Raw genomic sequence first — 14,953 nt, 5'->3', positions numbered from 1 at the left:
TGTTTGTAGATAAGAATGGAGTAAATATGGAAAAGAAATTAGTTAAGCAGCAGCTTCTTACAGGAGAACGTGCTCTTTTTGCAAGCAAAGACCTTCGTATTGAAGATTCTATATTTGATGATGGTGAGTCTCCATTAAAGGAGAGCAGTAATATAGAGCTTGTAAACAGCAGCTTTAAGTGGAAATATCCACTCTGGTACTGCAACAATGTCAATGTAAAGGACTGTTATTTCTTTGAGATGGGAAGAGCAGGAGTATGGTACACTAACGATATTAATGTTGAGGATACAATTATTGAAGCACCTAAGAATTTCAGAAGATGTAACAGACTAGGTCTTAAGAATGTGGAATTTGTCAATGCAGAGGAAACTCTCTGGAGCTGTGATAATGTTACTATGACAAATGTAGTGGCAAAGGGTAATTATTTTGCAATGAACAGCAACGATATGAAGATTGATGGTCTTAAGCTTGTTGGCAATTATCCATTTGACGGAAGTAAGAATCTTGAGATAAGAAATTCAAGACTTATGAGCAAGGATGCTTTCTGGAATGCTGAAAATATAACAGTGTATGATTCATACATTTCAGGTGAGTACCTTGGCTGGAATTCAAAGAATCTTACGTTTATTAACTGTACAATAGAGAGCCTTCAGGGATTGTGTTACATTGATAATCTTGTTATGAAGAACTGCAAGCTTATTAATACAACACTTGCTTTCGAGTATTCAACTGTAGATGCTGATATCACAAGCAGGGTTGACAGCGTGTTAAATCCAACTTCCGGAACGATAACAGCAGACAGTATAGATAAGCTTATAATTGAGAAGGATAAGGTTGATCCTTCGCTTACTAAGATAGTATGCAGGAATTAATAAGTAGAATTAAGAAGGGAAATCCGAGAATGAAATATGATTTTGATACAGTAGTGAACCGCCGTAATACGGATTCTTTAAAATGGAACGTGGCAGAGAATGAGCTTCCTATGTGGGTTGCTGACATGGATTTTAAGACAGCACCTGAGATAACTGAGGCTATTAAGGCAAAGGCAGACCTCGGTGTATACGGTTATACTGAGATATCAAAGGACTGGTATGACGCATACACAGGCTGGTGGGAAAGACGCCACAATTTCAGGATGGAAGACGACTGGCTTATGTTCGTAACAGGCGTTATACCTGCAATATCAAGCTCTGTAAGAAAGCTTACGACACCAGCAGAGAATGTTGTAATCATGACACCTGTATACAACATTTTCTTTAACAGTATTCTTAATAATGGCAGAAATGTGTTACAGAGCCAGCTTGCATATGAGAATGGCAGGTATGTAATAGATTTTGAAGACCTTGAAGTTAAGCTCAAGAACCCACAGACAACACTTCTTATTCTGTGCAACCCACAGAATCCGGGTGGAAATGTATGGAGAAAGGAAGAACTTGCACGTATCGGAGAGCTTGCTTACAAGTATGGAGTCGTTGTTATATCTGATGAGATTCACTGCGAGCTTACAGACCCGGGCATTGATTATGTGCCATTTGCAAGTGTTTCGGAGGTGTGTAAGAATATATCTGTAACATGCATAGCACCTACGAAAACATTTAACATGGCAGGCTTACAGACAGCAGCAATATGTGTGCCGGATGAGCGACTCCGTCACAAGGTTTGGCGTGCAATCAATACCGATGAGGTAGCTGAGCCAAATGTTTTCGCAGTTGATGCGGCTATAGCTGCATTTACAAAGGGTGAGGAATGGCTTGAGCAGTTAAGAGAATATATCTACGAGAATAAACAGATTACCGAAAAGTTCATAAAAGACAATATTCCGAGAGTGTCAATGGTGGAATCACATGCAACTTATCTTTGTTGGCTTGATGTGTCTGATATCACAGACAATTCAACAAGGCTTGCGGCATATATAAGAAAGAATACAGGACTTTTCCTGTCAGCGGGAGAAGGCTTTGGCGGAGATGGAAAACATTTCTTAAGACTGAATGTTGCATGTCCTAAGACAACTTTAATGGATGGGCTTGAAAGACTTAGAAATGGCATATTGAGTTTTGACAGGTAGTGGGTTACAATAATATAAGTGAAATAACACATGAGATACGAGTGTATCTAAGAATAATAAGCGAGGAGATAATGATATGAATATTGTATGTTTAGACCTTGAGGGCGTTCTTGTACCAGAGATATGGATTGCATTTGCAGAGGCAAGCGGAATCCCAGAGCTTAAGAGAACAACAAGAGACGAACCAGATTATGATAAGCTTATGAACTGGAGACTTGGTATTCTTAAGGAGCATGGTCTTGGACTTAAAGAAATTCAGGATACTATTGCTAAGATTGACCCAATTCCGGGAGCAAAGGAATTCCTTGATGAATTAAGAAGTATAACACAGGTTATCATTATTTCAGATACATTTACACAGTTTGCTACTCCGCTTATGAAGAAGCTGGGCTGGCCAACTATTTTCTGTAATTCACTTGAGGTCGCTGACAATGGTGAGATTACAGGTTTCAAGATGCGTTGTGAGCAGTCAAAGCTTACAACAGTTAAGGCTTTACAGTCTATTGGTTATGATACTATTGCATCAGGAGACAGCCACAATGACTTAGGAATGATTAAGGCAAGCAAGGCAGGCTTCCTCTTTAAGAGTACAGAGCAGATTAAGGCTGATAATCCTGAATTAGAGGCATTTGATACATATGATGAGCTTTTAGCTGCTATTAAGAAGGCACTTTAAGATGCATCAAAGGTAAAAGGGGTTACTATGTTATTAGAAGAGATACTCAAGCAGGAACAGGAAAGATTCATTAAAGAGAATCTCCTTTCTGATGAAATGATTGAGTTATTAAAAGAAAATATTATGCCGTTTAACACACTGATGGCTTATTACAGATGCGCCATTATGGAGGTTGAGACTAAGTTCAAGGTGCTTAATGAGGAGTTCTCATTACAGTATGACAGAAATCCTATTGAGAGTATCAAGAGCAGAATTAAGTCTATGGATGGCATATTTAAGAAGGCGAAGAAGAAAAATATTCCTATAACAATGGAAGGCATTGAGGAAGGTATAAGAGATATTGCAGGAGTAAGGGTAATATGTTCTTTCCCAGAAGATATCTATATGCTTGCTGACTGTCTGTTAAAGCAGGACGATGTAGTGCTTGTCGAGAGAAAGGATTATATCAAGAATCCTAAGCCAAGCGGTTACAGAAGTCTTCACCTTATAATTGAGATACCGATATTCCTTCAGAATGAAAAGAAGATGATGAAGGTTGAGGTTCAGTTCCGTACAATTGCCATGGATTTCTGGGCGAGCGTGGAGCATAAGGTTCGTTATAAGAAGAATATTCCAGATTCTGAAGCAGAACAGCTGGCTGCAGAATTGTCTTCATGTGCAGATCAGATTGCTGCAATGGATAACAAGATGGAAGAGATTCGCCGCAGAATTGCAGAAGCGGAGGAAAGAGAAGCTGAAAATAGTCCGGCTAAGCAGCCTCAGACGATAGGTGGGGTTATGCTTAAGAAGAGGCTGGAATCGGGGAGGTTTCCCTTTAAGAAGTAGGTAAGAAATGGCTCCCCGGAGAGGGGGCTGGGGATGGCTGTATGGTTTAATTGAAAACGCGCTCCCGCTCGGGCGAAGACGCAGCGGGTACTAAGTTTGTGGGGATTTGCCGCCTTTCGGCGGCTCTCCCCACGCACTAAGTACCGGCGTCTTCACACGGTTTCCAATTAAACCATACAACCACACCCAGCCCACCACCCCGGGGAGTTTTTACCTACTTGCGTTGGTCGCTTTGCTCCCTCGCTGTTGTGGAGAGGTGAAATAGGCTGCATAGGTCGCTTTGCTCCCTTGCTGTTGTGGTGGGCGGGGGTTCTATGTTGTAGGGTGGTTGACAAACTGACGGGAGTTTTTTGGTGGTGGGGTGGTGTGGCTTGTGCGGATAGGGAATCGGAGTGGAGGTTTAAGTGGAGTTTAGAGACTGCTCGGATTTTGTGTGATGTGCAGCAATTTTCGCACACGATGTGCGAAAAAGGCGCTCACCGAGCCATGGAGGGCGAGTGGGCGCCGGTTGCGGACGGTGTCGACAACACGGACAAAATCCAAGCAGTGTCTTAACGACACGCCCACCTCTACGCAGATTCCCTATCTGCACAAGCTACCACTTACCAGACACAAAAAAAGGAGGATATTATGAAGGTTATATCTATTGTTGATGATGATTATGGAATTATGTTTAATAACAGACGAGTTTCTAAGGACAGTGTTCTTAATGAGCATATTATTAAGATGCTTGATGGCGGGAAGTTATGGCTTTCTTTATATAGCAAGCAGCTTTTTTGTGATTATGAGAATCTTGAGGTTAATCAGGAGTTTGGTTTTGCCGGAAGGGATGATTTCTGTTTTGTTGAGGACTCTGAGATTGTTTCTTATGAGGATATGGTGGATGAGGTTTATCTGTATAAGTGGAACAGGAAGTATCCTTCTGATGTGAAGTTTCCTAAGGACATGCTTAATGATTTTAAGCTGGAGGGTTCTACTGATTTTGAGGGTAATTCTCATGAGAAAATTACTGAAGAAAGATATGTAAGAAAGAAATAAGGAAAAATACATGCGTAATATAAGGTTAGAAGTGATAAGGAGAGTAACCGCATTTTTACTGGTGTTCTTTATTGTAGGAAGCGGATTTGGGTTAAGCGGATGCTCTTCTAAGAAGGATAATCAGGCTGGTACTGTGGGGAGTGCTGAGGTTCAGAGTACGGCTGTTGCAGATGATATGGCATCTTTAGTATATCAGGGTGAACCGTATGTTGTAATTAATGATAATAACCCAGCATTTAATGATGCTGACTTCACGACTATATCATTTGAGAGTTACGGAGAACTGGATGAACTTGGAAGATGTACTACTGCATTTGCTAATATAGGTAAAGACATTATGCCTACTGAGAAACGTGGTGCAATTGGTGAAGTAAAACCTACGGGATGGCAGACAGCAAAATACGATAGTGTTGATGGTAAATATCTGTATAACAGGTGCCATCTTATAGGTTATCAGCTTACTGGTGAGAATGCCAATGAAAAGAATCTGATTACAGGAACAAGATATCTTAATGTTGATGGTATGCTGCCTTTTGAAAATATGGTGGCGGATTACATAAAGGAAACTAATAATCATGTTCTGTACCGCGTAACACCTGTATTTTCTGGCGATAATCTTGTTGCCAGCGGTGTGCAGATGGAGGCTAAGTCAGTTGAGGATAATGGTGATGGAATTCTTTTCAATGTGTATTGTTTTAATGCACAGCCGGGAATTGCTATTGATTATGCAACAGGTGACAGCCATCAGGACGATTCAATAGTTGCAGATGCTTCAAAGTCAACAACTGCAGCAGAAGCAAATGTGCAGACATATGTACTTAATACGAATACTAAGAAGTTCCATAAGGAATCCTGCAACAGTGCAAAGAGCATGGATGCTTCCAATAAAAAGATTTATACAGGAAGCAGGCAGGAGATTATTGATATGGGATATGAAGCTTGTGGAGTTTGCAAGCCGTAAAATAGTTATTTGAATTAAATTTAATAATATGGTAAGATTCTGACAGAGAAACCGGACAATATAATAGTTAGCTTGTTTATACATGGAAAGGAATTTTTATGAGAAAAATCAAACTAATACTGTTATTTTGCACTGTTTTTCTGTCAATTTTGTTATTAACAGGTGATAAAGACAGGATACAGGCAGATGATGACGACAGTAATTTTACTAATTTAGTGGTATTTGCCAGATTTGCAGGTGAAACTGAATTTATAAATGATGTATATGAAGGCAGTTCTGTTAGAAAAATAACAGATAATTCATATAATGCAGGTTCATATAGTGTAGGCGATTATTACAGATGTGTATCAGATAACAAATTAAGAATGAGAAGTGTATATCTATATGATAATGGCGGCTCAATTGTACTTTCACATCCTCGTGGGTATTATGCAGAGTACAGCGATATTAATACTATTGGTTATAAAGATGCTTCGGAGCGTGCAAGCAGAATGTATGAGCTTAGGCAGGAGTGGTCAGAAGCTGTTAATAATGCCATATCATCTGGTAATAAAATATCTGATTATAATGATACTGTATACTATGACTATGGTGTGCTTGATAAAGATAACAATGGTGCAATTGATTCAATTACAATTATTTATAAGAATAATGAGTCAGGTAATATATCAGTAAGCTGGTCATCACCATTGTGGAATTATACAGATTATGTTAATAATATTTCTGTTAATACCGGCAAAAAAACTATTAATAGTTACAAATATGTCCAGATAACCAATTCGTATTGTAAGCCTGATGGTGATACTAACGGATATTTATTTAAGGATGAGGATGACCGGGTATTTGTATCAATTGCAACAGCAGTACATGAAATGGGACATATTATGGGGCTGAAGGATTTATATAACTCAAAGAATGCGTCACCAGTGTATTTCATGTCAGTTATGGCAAAGCATATATCTCCAGTTCCACAGTTTATGTCTCTTAAGGAGAAAGAAGTATTAGGCTGGGCTGATGAGAATGATATTAAGACGATTTTGTCCGAAGGAGAATATAGTCTAAAAGCATTAGGAACTTCAGGTACGGATAATATTACAGGATATAAGATGGATATTCCGGAAAAGGGTAAGACATTGTATCTTGAGTACAGAAATTTTGAGGATAATGGTAACAAATATGATTCTCAATATAAGCATATGTTCAAGATTAATGGAAACAGAGTGGATAAAATTCCATTAAAATCAGGGCTGGTATGTTATCTTATAGACAGTGACACTAAGTTTCCAAGTAATATGTATTTTTCATCACCTAAATGGAATTATGAAGTTCTTGGTGGACAGTATAACACAAAGGCAGATGCAGCATTAGGAATAGGTGAAGATATATGGATTTACGGAGATATTTATATCAGTGTCAATTCAATCGAGAATAATATACTCACATTTGAAATAAAGGGTGGCATTCCAGAGCATATTCATAGTGGTGGAGTGGCAACATGCGTCAATCGTGCAGTGTGTGAAGTGTGTCATAAGGAATATGGTGGATTAAATAAGGATAATCATAAGTTACAGCATGTAGAAGCTAAAGCAGCTACAGTGACTCAGGAAGGTAATATTGAATATTATTACTGCTCTTTATGTTTAAAATACTTTGCAGATTCAAATGCATCAAAGCAGATAGACAAAGATAGTGTTGTTACATCGAAACTGGCACCAGAAATAATTGCTGGTGATAAATGTATAATTGATAAGAATTCCGATAAGGCAATTACATTTAAGTCTAATGCAGCATTTTCAGATTTCGTAAAAGTAGAACTTGATGGCAGAGAGCTTGTAAAAGACAAGGATTATACGGTAAAAGCAGGAAGTATTATTGTAACACTTAATCCAGATTTAATAAAAAAATTATCGACGGGTGAGCATGTTATAGGTATTGCTTCATCGAGTGGAACAGCGAGTGCACATTTTACTGTTAAAGAACCGGAGACAGAGAGCATTAAAGAGACAGAAACAGAGACAGAGAGTATTAAAGGAACAGAACTGGAGACAGAGAGTATTAAAGAATCTGAAACAGAGACCATCAGTCAGATAGAATCAGAAACAATAAGCCAGTATACATTTGATGAAAATGAAACAAATGCATCATCAATTAACACTGGGGACAGAAATCATGGGAAATTATGGCTTGTAATAGCAATTATTGCGTTAGCTGGATGTATTGCAGCAGCAGTTATGTATGTTGTTTCAAAACGAAAGTAATAAAAACTGAATAGCAACTGATAATACAAAACAGGAGTAGGTCAATAGCTTAACTCCTGTTTTGTGTTATAAAATATAGTTATTATTCAGTAAATGTTCCAACCAATTTAACAAGCATAGCAACGGTCATATCCATGCCTTCAACAGTAATATGTTCATAAGGACCGTGGTATGCGTGTCCTCCAGTTCCAAGGTTAGGGCATGGAAGTCCTTTGAAGCTTAACTGACAGCCGTCTGTTCCCCCTCGGATAGGAAGAATAAGCGGTGTTATATCAGCCAGTTCACAGGCTTTCTTTGCATTATCAATAAGATTCATGCAGCCCGCAATGATTTCGGACATATTCTTATACTGATCTTTAATGGTGAGCGTAACAGTTCCCTTGCCCCATTTTTCATTCATATTCTTTTCGATTAATCGCAGAGTATTTTTCTTTGCTTCAAATAAATTCTTATTATGGTCTCTTACTATATAATTAAGCGAAGCCTCACTGACATCGCCAGACATGCTGACAAGATGGTAGAAGCCCTCGTAATCTTCTGTGCCGCGAGGGGTTTCCATAGCAGGAAGTGCATTGTTAATCTCCATTGCAACAAGACTGGCATTAATCATGGTGTCTTTGGCAGAACCTGGGTGTACATTGAAGCCTTTAATATGAAAATCAGCTTTGCATGCATTGAAGTTTTCGTACTGAATCTCGCCTTCTGTGTCGCCGTCAATTGTGTAGGCGTATTTGGCACCGAACTGTTCTATGTTAAAATGTTCAGCTCCCCTGCCGATTTCTTCATCAGGTGTGAATGCCACGCATATTGTTCCATGAGGTATATCATTTTTCTGCAAATGTTCTATCATAGTCAGGATTTCAGCAATACCTGCTTTGTCATCAGCACCAAGTATAGTGCTTCCGTCTGATGTGATAAGTGTGCGTTCCTTAAGAGTGCCAAGATGAGGAAAATCATGCACAGACAGAGTTATCCCGGCAGGAAGTGTAAGTGATTCACCATTGAAATTCTCTGTTATAACAGGTGTAATATCGTGATTGCAATAATCGGACACGGTATCCATATGTGCAATAAATCCGATAGCAGGTGCATTTTCATAACCTTTGGTTGCCGGAAGCTTACCATACAGGTAACACATATCGTCAAGTACAATATCCGATAAATTCAATCCTTCCATCTCATTTTTTACAAATCTGGCTAACTCAAACTGGCATGCAGATGAGGGAGTTGTTTCACTGTTTTCGTCACTTGGTGTACGGAAAGTGACATATTTTAATAATCGTTTATAGGCTTTCATGATAATTCTCCATTCTTTGGATTGATATTCATATAATAACACATTTTCTATCTGAATATCCGTAATATATAAAAAAGCAGGAGAAAATCTCCTGCCTGATAGTTAATATTATTCTGTATCTACAGCGCACATGTTTTCTGGGACTTCAGCATTTTTTCTGACAAATATTGCCCTGAATATAAGTCTTACAAGTGGTCCGCAATAGAACATCTGATAGCAGATTGCCATAGGAAAGTTCATTGCCCATGTTTTAACCCACATGCCAAAGGATGGCTCTTTGAAAAGGAATGTAGCTACAAGACTCATAATCGGACACATAATGCAGCAGATACATATTGATATTGCATATGTGATGAACTGTGGTCTGTCAGTTGGACGCATAACAGTGAAAGCAAGCATTTTAGCTATCTTTCCTACAACGAAGAACTCGAGCACGAATGCAATTGGAACCATGATTGGGAGCTCATGCGTTGCAGCTAAGAAAGTAGTACCATTCACAGTACCTGTGTTAAGGGCAACATTGTATACGACCATGCCATAGACCATAATTGTTGCCATAATAATTGTGAAAATAACATCCTGAAACTTGTTTTTTGGCATAAAAAAATCCTCCTTAATAATAACTTAAGCAAAACATGTGTTGTTCGTTATCATCCGGGGGATGTGTCGTTTCCAATATAACCATATTTAATTGTGCCGTGGTATAGTATCATAAAATTAATAAATATGTCAAGTACTTGATTTTTTAAAAATTGAGTCCAGAACTTTATAAATAAATTGTGATTAAAAAGTGAAGAATAAACATTCATTTTAATATCGTTCGTGTCGAAAAAATGTCATTTCATGTAAATGACATTTTTTTTGATGCCTTTTATTGTATAATACCACTAAGATAGAATGTATTTTTGTAATGCTTTATGGTATTGCATAGATACATTGAGTACAATAAAAGGAGGGAGAGTTTATGAAGTATTTAAACTTAAAAAAGATTACTGCGGTGGTATTGTCAATCGGAATGGTATTTTCAAGCAGTGCCGTTACCGGGTTTGCGGCAGATAACAGTAAAAAGATAGCTACGATTCCTAACAGCTATATTAATAAAGTGGCAGAAGATATTGATAATAAATATTTTTATGATGGAACATATGTTGATGATTGGGGGCATACACGTAAGGGCAGGCAGCTTGGAGCGACATATACAAAGCAGTCAACTGAATTTTTGTTATGGGCACCTGCGGCAACATATGTAAAAGTTAATATTTATGCAACAGGTGATGATAATGACAGCAATGCACGTGATATAGGAACTTATGCATTAGAGAAAATGCTTGTAAATGGGGAATGGAATGGCCTCTGGATTATAACACTTATTGGTGATTGGGGCGGATTGTATTATGACTATACGATTACCACAACAGATATTACCCATATTGGCAGCGACAGAACAACAAAATATAAAATTCAGGACCCATATTCGGTTGCGGTAAGCAAAGACGGAAAGCGTTCGTATATAACAGATACATCTTCAGTATCTCCTGAGGGTTGGGACAGCGACAGACATGTGTATGTTGATTCGACAAAAGCAAATACTGTTTATAAAATAAGTGTCAAGGATTTCTCGTCAGATACCGCATCGGGCATGACTGCAGGCGGAAAGTACAGTGCTTTTACGGAAAAGGGTGCAAAAGTAAACAGTGCGGGAGAACTTGTATCTGGCATTGATTATCTGAAGGAACTTGGCGTTACGACAGTACAGCTTGCACCGTTTGCGGATTTTGATGGCGACAGTGAGTATGAGATTTTAAATTATAATGTACCTGAGGCAAGCTATGCTTCCAATCCGTCAGACAGCAAGACTGTTATAAAAGAATGTAAAGAGATGATTCAGGCACTTCACAGTGCGGGATTTTCTGTTGTGATGGAGATGCCGTATACGCATGCCTCAGAGGAAAATCCTCTTGAAAAGTCGGTTCCGTGGTTTTATTACAGATTGAATACTAACGGTACAAGGTATACAACAAATACGGGATATGACAATGAGCTTGCCACAGAGCGGAAGATGTATCGTAGTTATATGGTTAATTCCATGAAATATTGGGCTGAGGAATATCATGTTGATGGATTTTCACTGGATTTGATTGACTGTGTCAATGTGAAGTACAAAGGTTCTTCGTATGTATATAAATGGCTGGATGAGATAAAGACATCATTGGCAAAGGAAGATGCCAATCTGGTTATATGGGGAGATAATTATACAAAGGAAGAAAGACAGAATAAAACTTCCTTTTATGATGAAATAATCGGCAGCACAGGTGGCACTTATGGCGAAAGAAACGAAAAAGCCGTAAAAATATACAAGCAGAAAGCAGCAATGAAATATGCTAAGCCGGGAACTTTGTTTATGGATGGCGGAGAAGAAATGTGTAACAGCGTTGAGGGAACAACTCTTGCAGACAGCAGTTACGTTGAATGGAAGGATTCAGCAGAGTACGCAGATGTAGTCTCATATTACAGAGGACTTATGGAGATACGAAAGGCATTTTCACCGCTTGCGAAAAGCCAGACAATAAAAAATTCTGAAGCTTATGTGCTTGCAGGTACAAAAGACGACGAGTGGAATACTATGGCAGTATTAAATAATGAGTCAGATGTGTCAAAAGAAATTACAATTCCTGTTCAAGGAAGAGCTGCTACGGACTGGGTTGTTATTGCAAATGGCGAAAGTGCGGGAGTTGTATCACTTGGTGAAGTCGCAGGCTCCGTTATAACTGTATCTGCGTATACTACAATGATTCTTGTAGATAAGGAAAGCTTTGATGATGTGGCTGTAACATCAGGCAAAGGAAAAGTAATTGTTAATTATGTGATAAAAGACAGTGAGCAGAAGTTACGTGAATCGATTACACTTCAGGGTACATCGGGAACGAATTATGCGGTACCTGAAAATATTAAGATTCCATCAGGATATACTTTTTTAAGCAAGACAGGCGATGAAAAGGGTGTGTATACATCAGAAACACAGACAGTTACATATTATTATAATGCGATTAATCCGGATACAGTGGTAGACGGTATTAAAAATAATGGAGTATACTGCGAGAAGGCACAGTTTAAAGTAACTTCTTCCGATTATACACAGGTAATGGCAGGAAATAAAACGCTTACATCTGATGTGGACGGTATTTATACTGTATCTGCAGCAGATGGCACACAGACAATAACATTGACGGATAATGAAGGATACAGCATTTATCTGTCTGTTACCGTAAATGCGAATCATACAATTGATAACAGCGACTGTACGAAAGAATCAATATGCTCTGTCTGTGGGAAAATATTTCTAGCACAGGCAAATCATAAGTTCAGCGACACATGGACAAAAGACGATACTTATCATTGGAAAGTGTGTGAGAATGACGGCTGTACGGTAACAACAACAAAGACAAAACATAGTGGTACAGATGATGGTGATTGTACAACACCTGTAATTTGTGAATGTGGTGAGATTGTTACAGCAGCAAAGTCAGAACATATATATGGTGAATGGAAGTCAAATGGTAACGGCACACATACCCACAAATGTACAACGGCAGGCTGTACTATAGAAGAAACAGAAAGCTGTGTAGGCGGAGCGGCAACATGTAAAAAGAGAGCCGTCTGCACGGAGTGTAATGCTGAATATGGTACTTTAAATCCTGCAAACCACAGTGGAGAACAGGTGTGGGTACAGACAGAAAAAACTCATCAGAAAAAATATGACTGTTGTGGTGAAGAGGTAACTAATATAGCAGATCATATCTGGGAGAATGGACACTGCACGGTATGTGGATACGATTGTATTCATACAGGCGGAAAAGCAACCTGCACGCAGAAAGCGGTTTGCAATATCTGCCATAGTGAATATGGAGAAATAAATGCAGACAATCATACAGGAACAGAAAAGTGGACACAGACAGCAACAACACATGAAAAGAGATATGATTGCTGCGGTAAAGTGACGATAGAACAAGAAAATCATAAGTGGAAAGATGGTGTTTGTGAAACATGTGGTTATGTATGTGTACACAGCGGAGGAGAAGCAACATGTACCAAAGGTGCGGTTTGCGAAACCTGCGGCAAGGAGTATACAGATAAAGATATGGCAAACCACAGTGGAAATCAGGTATGGGTACAGACAGAAAAAACTCATCAGAAAAAATATGACTGTTGTGGTGCAGAGGTAACTAATATAGCAAATCATGTCTGGGAGAATGGACACTGCACGGTATGTGGATACGATTGTATTCATACAGGCGGAAAAGCAACCTGCACGCAGAAAGCGGTTTGCAATATCTGCCATAGTGAATATGGAGAAATAAATGCAGACAATCATACAGGAACAGAAAAGTGGACACAGACAGCAACAACACATGAAAAGAAATATGATTGCTGTGGTAAAGTGACGATAGCACAAGAAAATCATAACTGGAAAGACGGTGCTTGTGAAATATGTGGTTATGCATGCGTACACAGCGGCGGAGAAGCAACATGTACAAAGGGTGCGGTTTGCGAAACCTGCGGCAGGGAGTATACAGATAAAGATATGGCAAATCACAGTGGAAAGGTAGTATGGGTACAGACAGAAAAAACTCATAAGCAGGCATATGATTGCTGTGATAAGGAAGTATCGACAAGTGAAGCACATGGTTGGAAAAACGGTGTATGCACGGTTTGTGATTATCAGTGTAAACATGCAGGCGGAAGTGCAACATGTGTGAAGAAAGCGGTGTGTACAATCTGCAGTGAAGAATATGGCACTTACAATATGAGTATACATGAAGGCTTGAAGTCAGTAGCGGCAAAGGCGGCTACCAGAACAGATGAAGGAAATATTGAATACTGGTATTGTAAAGATTGTGACAGATATTACATCAGGCAGGATGGGCTTGTAGAAATTGAAAAATCACAGACTGTGGTTGCAAAGATTACAGATACAACATCATCGGACGATACGGGTAAAGGCGGTAAGACAGAGACAGTAAAAGAACAGACGCCTGATACAGGAGATAATAAACGTGTATTTGCATGGCTTCTTATGTTTATAATAGGAGGGGCGGCAGCAGGATTAACGGTTAAAGGTAAAAAGCCAGAAAATTAATATTTAAGGAGACCGGAATTTCGCTTACTGTGTGGGTGCGAGGTTCCGGTTTTTACATGTTTTGGTTTTATTCATTTCCTTATATTAATAAATGTGTCAAGTACTTGATTTTTTAAAAATCAGGTGTATACTATAAATAATTTAATACATATGGAACTTCAGGGCAGGGTGTGATTCCCTACCGGTGGTAAAGCCCACGAGCCGAGGCGTAAGCCAGAGCATGATTCGGTGTAATTCCGAAGCCGACAGTAAAGTCTGGATGAAAGAAGTGATATTAAAGTTGGTTATTCATAATGTAATCATATTAGAATGAATGGCTGGCTTGAATGTGGATACTGGCTCTGAGATGATTTATTATCTCAGAGCTTTTTTGATTGTCAGAGTAAGAATTTGATTATAGAAATTCGGGATTTTGGCGTAAGGCTTCTGAAGTGGTGAGATGAAACTGCTTTGGAAGCTTTTTTTATGTCTGGTCTGGATTTTGGTTGTACTGGAGTGTATGTATTGTTGAGGCGGAGTCTGGTCTGAAATGCTGGAACTGGCAATTGTGGCGGGCAGCATATTACATCGATTCAATTCATAGCAATCTGGCGGCATATTATAGCAATTCAGAGCAGCAGGGCAGCAGGTAAATTCGGCAAAAACCTATTAATACAAGGTTTTTAAGAATTTGGTAGGTTTATTTTTGGGGAAAAC

General features: G+C 38.9%; 10 protein-coding genes and 1 riboswitch. Of the genes, 8 read left to right on the top strand and 2 right to left on the bottom strand.

Going from position 1 to position 14,953, the window contains the following annotated elements; translation table 11 throughout:
- The first annotated feature begins 26 nt into the window (after positions 1-26).
- From EUBELI_RS10960 to EUBELI_RS10925, 7 genes are all read left to right on the top strand, one after another.
- Positions 27-872 (top strand): DUF3737 family protein, encoded by an 846-nt coding sequence (locus EUBELI_RS10960; protein WP_041689035.1) that lies wholly within the window; start codon positions 27-29, stop codon positions 870-872.
- A gap of 29 nt (positions 873-901) precedes the next feature.
- Positions 902-2,065 (top strand): MalY/PatB family protein, encoded by a 1,164-nt coding sequence (locus EUBELI_RS10955; RefSeq protein ID WP_041689034.1) that lies wholly within the window; start codon positions 902-904, stop codon positions 2,063-2,065.
- A gap of 76 nt (positions 2,066-2,141) precedes the next feature.
- Positions 2,142-2,741: a bifunctional phosphoserine phosphatase/homoserine phosphotransferase ThrH gene (gene thrH, locus EUBELI_RS10950; RefSeq protein ID WP_012740405.1), complete on the top strand. Its 600-nt coding sequence runs from the start codon at positions 2,142-2,144 to the stop codon at positions 2,739-2,741.
- 27 nt (positions 2,742-2,768) lie between these two features.
- The gene (locus EUBELI_RS10945; RefSeq protein ID WP_012740404.1) at positions 2,769-3,566 is read left to right on the top strand and encodes a GTP pyrophosphokinase; all 798 of its coding nucleotides are present in this window, start codon (positions 2,769-2,771) and stop codon (positions 3,564-3,566) included.
- Between the two features lie 630 nt (positions 3,567-4,196).
- Positions 4,197-4,604: a hypothetical protein gene (locus EUBELI_RS10935; RefSeq protein ID WP_012740402.1), complete on the top strand. Its 408-nt coding sequence runs from the start codon at positions 4,197-4,199 to the stop codon at positions 4,602-4,604.
- 10 nt (positions 4,605-4,614) lie between these two features.
- Positions 4,615-5,565 carry a DNA/RNA non-specific endonuclease gene (locus EUBELI_RS10930; protein WP_012740401.1) on the top strand — a complete coding sequence of 317 codons (951 nt, stop codon included), beginning with the start codon at positions 4,615-4,617 and terminating at the stop codon, positions 5,563-5,565.
- A gap of 98 nt (positions 5,566-5,663) precedes the next feature.
- Positions 5,664-7,823 carry a metallopeptidase domain-containing protein gene (locus EUBELI_RS10925; RefSeq protein ID WP_012740400.1) on the top strand — a complete coding sequence of 720 codons (2,160 nt, stop codon included), beginning with the start codon at positions 5,664-5,666 and terminating at the stop codon, positions 7,821-7,823.
- Between the two features lie 82 nt (positions 7,824-7,905).
- On the opposite strand, the gene pepT is transcribed toward EUBELI_RS10925, so the two are convergent.
- Together pepT and EUBELI_RS10915 are read right to left on the bottom strand one after the other, a co-directional pair.
- Complete coding sequence (gene pepT / locus EUBELI_RS10920; RefSeq protein ID WP_012740399.1) at positions 7,906-9,120, bottom strand: peptidase T; 1,215 nt, start codon at positions 9,118-9,120, stop codon at positions 7,906-7,908.
- A gap of 108 nt (positions 9,121-9,228) precedes the next feature.
- Positions 9,229-9,720, bottom strand: a complete 492-nt coding sequence (locus EUBELI_RS10915; RefSeq protein ID WP_012740398.1) for a DUF2798 domain-containing protein — start codon at positions 9,718-9,720, stop codon at positions 9,229-9,231.
- A 364-nt stretch (positions 9,721-10,084) separates the two neighbouring features.
- Between EUBELI_RS10915 and EUBELI_RS10910 the strand changes: the two genes are divergently transcribed.
- Entirely contained in the window at positions 10,085-14,257 is a 4,173-nt protein-coding gene (locus EUBELI_RS10910; protein ID WP_012740397.1) for a MucBP domain-containing protein, read from the top strand.
- A gap of 150 nt (positions 14,258-14,407) precedes the next feature.
- Positions 14,408-14,532: riboswitch (FMN riboswitch) on the top strand.
- The last annotated feature ends 421 nt before the right edge of the window (positions 14,533-14,953 follow it).

Origin of the sequence: [Eubacterium] eligens ATCC 27750 (genome assembly GCF_000146185.1) — a bacterium.
In the GTDB taxonomy this organism is placed as follows: Bacteria; Bacillota; Clostridia; order Lachnospirales; family Lachnospiraceae; genus Lachnospira; species Lachnospira eligens.
This window is presented reverse-complemented; position numbering and strand designations above follow the sequence as displayed.

Excerpts from the sequence above, each read along its gene's own strand:
- EUBELI_RS10960 (WP_041689035.1), top strand. The coding sequence starts at position 27 with ATGGAAAAGAAATTAGTTAAGCAGCAGCTTCTTACAGGAGAACGTGCT.
- EUBELI_RS10955 (WP_041689034.1), top strand. The coding sequence starts at position 902 with ATGAAATATGATTTTGATACAGTAGTGAACCGCCGTAATACGGATTCT.
- thrH (WP_012740405.1), top strand. The coding sequence starts at position 2,142 with ATGAATATTGTATGTTTAGACCTTGAGGGCGTTCTTGTACCAGAGATA.
- EUBELI_RS10945 (WP_012740404.1), top strand. The coding sequence starts at position 2,769 with ATGTTATTAGAAGAGATACTCAAGCAGGAACAGGAAAGATTCATTAAA.
- EUBELI_RS10935 (WP_012740402.1), top strand. The coding sequence starts at position 4,197 with ATGAAGGTTATATCTATTGTTGATGATGATTATGGAATTATGTTTAAT.
- EUBELI_RS10930 (WP_012740401.1), top strand. The coding sequence starts at position 4,615 with ATGCGTAATATAAGGTTAGAAGTGATAAGGAGAGTAACCGCATTTTTA.
- EUBELI_RS10925 (WP_012740400.1), top strand. The coding sequence starts at position 5,664 with ATGAGAAAAATCAAACTAATACTGTTATTTTGCACTGTTTTTCTGTCA.
- pepT (WP_012740399.1), bottom strand. The coding sequence starts at position 9,120 with ATGAAAGCCTATAAACGATTATTAAAATATGTCACTTTCCGTACACCA.
- EUBELI_RS10915 (WP_012740398.1), bottom strand. The coding sequence starts at position 9,720 with ATGCCAAAAAACAAGTTTCAGGATGTTATTTTCACAATTATTATGGCA.
- EUBELI_RS10910 (WP_012740397.1), top strand. The coding sequence starts at position 10,085 with ATGAAGTATTTAAACTTAAAAAAGATTACTGCGGTGGTATTGTCAATC.